This window comes from Campylobacter concisus (assembly GCF_003048575.1).
Classification (GTDB): Bacteria; Campylobacterota; Campylobacteria; order Campylobacterales; family Campylobacteraceae; genus Campylobacter_A; species Campylobacter_A concisus_U.
Map to the genome: position 1 here is coordinate 1 of NZ_PIRZ01000012.1, position 4,505 is coordinate 4,505.

Genomic DNA, 4,505 nt, shown 5'->3' on the forward strand with positions numbered 1-4,505 from the left:
TGTGAGGGGGTAAAGAAAATGAGAGTGAAAAAATTTAGCGCACATTTTTTGAAAGCCCCTAAAATAGGCTCTTAAAAGGCTCTCACTCTCAGTTGTAATGCAAGAATTCAGCTAAGACAAAAAATCCCTATTATCCCAAATCAACCCATTTGTCCCAAATTTAAGGAAATTTTTAAACACTACAAGTGTATATAAAGCCCAAATAAACGCACTTTAAAGAGTGTTTAAAACGTCCCAAAATTTATCCCAAAAAATCCTATTGCTTACTAAATTTTGACAATTTTGGCTTAAGGTTCTCAGAAAATTTGGTTGTAAAAAGCAAGAAAAATAGCAATTAAGGAACAGAATTTTTATAAAAATGTTCCTTAATTAAGCTTAATGTTCCTTAGTGTTATCAACACACAGAGAATAGCGCTTTACTATTAAGGAACACAATAATTTTAAATACCAAATACTTGATGAAACTTAAAAAAAATATCAATAACTGATTAAGGAACATTTTAAGTTTTAATTTATGTTATGCTCTTGATTACACGACCTAGCACATAAAAAATTTCTTGTGTATCACTTTTGAGCTCGTAGCTACTATACTCTGGGTTTAGACTTCTTATACATATATTGCCATTTTGACCCACTTGAAGCATTTTTACCATTAAAATATTGTTATAGTTGATGACATAAAGTCCATCGCCCACAAAATTTTCGGTAATATCAAGTATCACCCAGTCGCCAGGGTGCAATTTTGGCAACATGCTATCGCCAACAACTTGTGTCATCCTAAGCCTATCCTCTTTAACTGGAAATTTAAAGAGATCCCTTGGGATAAAAATTTTTTGCTTTGTATCGAAAACATCAATACCATCTATGTCTGAAGACGTTCCAGCACTTACATTGTGGCTTAAAACCCTAATATGATACCCATCATTATTCACGTTATGTGTATTGTTTTCATTATCCTTGCCTAGCAAAATATAATCTATAGATATTTTTTCTTTTCTGGCTATATCAAGTATTTTCTCAAGAGCAAGAGTATTTCTACTTTTCCAATTGCTTAATGTGTTTGGCTTTATGTCGTATCTTTTACAAAAATCAGCATCGTTTTTAATGTCTAGTTTTTTATAAATTCTTCCCAAAATAGTATCTATCTTATCCATATTGTGAGTTCCTTTCAAAAATATACACAAAACGTATTGACTTTATTCACAAGTTGTGATACAATTCTTTCAATCCTTTGAAATTATAGCTTAAAAAAGTTTAAATTTTTCAAAGGTTTGAAACAATAGTTCTTTTAAATTTCATTGTTAAGTCGGTTTTTCACAATTTCAAGGATAAAAAATGGAAAAGAATAAACCAAATATATTACAAAGGGTATCTTTTATTGCAAATTTTGCGGACATGATCATAGATTTAGCTGTGATAGCTGATGTGGCAGAGAGAAATAAGATGATAGAAATATTGGCTAACAACATCAAACAGCAAGCCGATAACTTGCAAGATGATGTAGTGGCTGATATGCAATCTCTTAGCAGTAATTTTTCAAGAGGTGATAGGCGTGATCGCAATACAGCTCATGAGTCAGACTAGAAACTTTATCGCTCACACCCTCTGCAAATCCTCGGTAAGAACCACCGATCCAATAAAGGGTATATGGCGTTAAATCAGCCACCTCATAAGATTTTGCAAGCAAATAAACAGCATAAAACCTTATAAGCTCTTGATTTTCTTGCTTGGCTATGAAAGTCGCTCTTGCTTTTGGTGTTTTGCTGATGTATTTCAAGGTAACTGGTTTTAGTGGTAGTAAGGCTTTGGGATCAAAATTATAGTTTAAAAAAAGCTTTTTAGCTTTTTCAAGCTCATTTTTACTCATTTCTTTTGCTATCTCGACCAAGATGTTGTCAAGATTTGATAGATAGTTGTCTATTTTCATAGTTGCTCCTTTTTGGTGATTTTACCAAAACGAGCTAAAAAATACCGACTTAACAATGAAATTTAAAAGGGAAGGAGCAAAAATGATAAAGCGATATTTCATCGAAAACTGCATCAGTATCCGTCAGTGGGCCAAGAAGCATAACCTTGATGAGCGCACCACATATTATGTGATAAACGGCGAGATCACGGGAAGCAAAAATAATTCAAGAGGTAAAGCAAAAATGGTGTTTGAAGCATTGGTCGCTGAGGGTATTATCGATGAGCTACCTGAAAATTTGAAAGAAGAGAAGGCTAGCTAATGTTTTATGTTGAAACACAGGTTGCTTCACTAGTCTTTGGTGTTTGCGAGAGAGGTCTAAGACTAGCCACCCAACGTAACTCCACCAAATACCCCTTCCTCCGCTTGCAAGACGCAGGCACTAGAAGTCGTGGCGGTGTAAAGCTACTCTTTGAAGTAGAGATCGCTGACATCAGCTCTCTTGTAAGAGCCAAAAAGCTAAGTAGCGATGTTGAAATTTATGTGCTAGATAGTGGTACAGAGAGTAAAAACGGACTAAAAATGATGAAATTTAGCGAGATCAAGAACACTAAAACGCATAGCAATGACAACAACGAGCAAGATGAGGGCGACATATATCTTGAAGCCAGCGAAGAAGAGCTTGTCGAAGCAAGAAGAAAACGAGACATCATAAAAAGATATGAGACGAGCGATCTGTCCTCTAAAAAGTTTTGCGAAAGCGAAAGCATCAGCGAAGCAAACCTTTTTAGATGGCAAAGAGCCTATAAGGAGCAAAATTTACGCGGTCTGCTTGATAGACGCGGCAAAAAGAAGGGCTCACATAAGCTTGAAGAGTGGATGAAGGAATTCATACTCACTAAATTTAGAGCTTACGGGGCTGGTGATCTAAACATCACACAGCTTTGGAAAGAGCTTCATTTCGAATATGGTAAGCGAACGGGTAAATTCAGTGCACCTGACTTTCTTCAAGGCAAGGTAACGCCACTATTCGATACTGGCGTGATCAGTAGGTTTTTAAAAGAATATAAAGCCAAGAACATACTAGACACCATCGTCTCAACCAAAGGCATAGATAAAACCATAAGCTACCTTGACCCGGCTCACGGCACACAAGGCATATTCGTGACTAGACGAAATCAGTGCTGGCAGATAGACAGCTCAAAGCTCGATGTCATCGTGCGAGACGGCAAAGGCGGAGTGCAGGTAAGACCAAATATCCTATCTATCATAGACGTATTCAGCGGTAGATGTGTGGCGACTTTGGCTGAGACGTCAAATGCATTAGGCATAACTCGCTTGCTTTGGAGAGCTATTGAGCTTTTAGGCAAGCCTGAGTGTATAAAAGGTGATAACGGTAAAGACTATATAAGTAAAGAATTTCAAGACCTGCTTGAAGGTCTTGGTATAGACTATGACGCTGCAAGAGCCTATCATGGCAAAGACAAAGCCTTTGTCGAAAGACATTTTGGCACGATTCAGCGAAGCAAGATGGCCCATACTCCGGGCTATATAGGTGGAAGTGTTGCAAAGCGCGAAAACATAGAGCAGCAAACCCCTAAAAAAGAGCGACACGCAAAAGATGAGTATGGCTGGATAAAAAAGACCAATCAAAAACATCTACTAACGTATGATGACATGAGGAAGCGATTTGAAACAGCTGTGCTTGAGTGGGATATAACTGCCGTAAAACGCAAAAAGAATTCTCCTATACAAAGGTGGAATAGCGACGATACACCGCTAAAAACTATTGAATATGAGAGATTTTTACTCTTTGCCGGTAGTAAAGGCATCCATAAAGTCAGCAAAAAAGGCATAACGATCGATAAGATAACCTATGTATCGCGCATGCTGCCTGATGTCAGGACAGAGGTTAGAGTAAGCGTGAATATAGACAACGTGAGCGAGGCATTCATATATACGCTTGATGGAGAGTTCATCTGTAAAGCCACAGATAGTAGCTTGATGCAGCTTAGAGCGGATGAATTTAAGATTGCCAATAGACTATTCAATGACAGGTTAAAAGCAGTAAGAAAAGGGGTAAGTCAAGCAAAACTGAGCGAATTCACAAAACTAAATGTGGATTATGATCTGGCTCAAATGCAAGCAGCTCATCAAGAAGCGCTCAAAAAAGAAAATAAGATTGTTGAAAACTCAAATATCGATAGCATCAAAGAAGCCATAGCGCAGCAAGAGGCGGTTAGTGAGATAACAAGTGCAAGATTTGATTACTCTAAAATTGAGATAACAGGCGAAGTTAAGAGAAATGCCAAAAGGAGCATTCTTGACATGGCGATAGATAGGGCCAGCGGCGAATAAAGCCTTTTAAATGCGTTTTAACAGCACTTTAAACGTATTTAAAAGATTTTAAATTTTAAAGAAAGGAGCTAATTATGCAATTAGCAGACAGAATAAAAGACTTCATCGAAGCTAATAAATCAAGCGGTATGAGTCAGAACAAATTTGCTACGGCGTTGGGAATAAATCCCGCGTATATCTCGGGATATATAAAGGAAGGCTCTAGCTACAAGTATGCCGACAAAGTAGAAGAGCCAGCTAA

The 4,505-nt window shown here is 37.3% G+C and carries 6 protein-coding genes; 4 read left to right on the plus strand and 2 right to left on the minus strand.

The genetic code is table 11. From position 1 onward, the window contains the following. Window positions 1-512: 512 nt before the first annotated feature. Window positions 513-1,154: a S24 family peptidase gene (locus CVS84_RS09370; RefSeq protein ID WP_107692052.1), complete on the minus strand. Its 642-nt coding sequence runs from the start codon at window positions 1,152-1,154 to the stop codon at window positions 513-515. Between the two features lie 181 nt (window positions 1,155-1,335). Between CVS84_RS09370 and CVS84_RS09480 the strand changes: the two genes are divergently transcribed. Further along, complete coding sequence (locus tag CVS84_RS09480) at window positions 1,336-1,584, plus strand: hypothetical protein (RefSeq protein WP_159070084.1); 249 nt, start codon at window positions 1,336-1,338, stop codon at window positions 1,582-1,584. Here the strand turns inward: CVS84_RS09480 and CVS84_RS09375 are convergent. Further along, window positions 1,523-1,927 carry a hypothetical protein gene (locus tag CVS84_RS09375; RefSeq protein WP_107692053.1) on the minus strand — a complete coding sequence of 135 codons (405 nt, stop codon included), beginning with the start codon at window positions 1,925-1,927 and terminating at the stop codon, window positions 1,523-1,525. The genes CVS84_RS09480 and CVS84_RS09375 overlap by 62 nt on opposite strands. An 82-nt stretch (window positions 1,928-2,009) precedes the next feature. On the opposite strand from CVS84_RS09375, the gene CVS84_RS09380 reads away from it, so the two are divergent. The 3 genes from CVS84_RS09380 to CVS84_RS09835 all read left to right on the plus strand — a co-directional run. Beyond that, window positions 2,010-2,228: a hypothetical protein gene (locus CVS84_RS09380; RefSeq protein ID WP_103624406.1), complete on the plus strand. Its 219-nt coding sequence runs from the start codon at window positions 2,010-2,012 to the stop codon at window positions 2,226-2,228. Then, complete coding sequence (locus CVS84_RS09385) at window positions 2,228-4,264, plus strand: DDE-type integrase/transposase/recombinase (RefSeq protein ID WP_107692054.1); 2,037 nt, start codon at window positions 2,228-2,230, stop codon at window positions 4,262-4,264. The genes CVS84_RS09380 and CVS84_RS09385 overlap by 1 nt, the downstream gene beginning before the upstream one ends. Window positions 4,265-4,338: 74 nt before the next feature. Next, on the plus strand, window positions 4,339-4,505 hold a 167-nt coding region (locus CVS84_RS09835; protein WP_199906133.1), incomplete at its 3' end, for a helix-turn-helix domain-containing protein.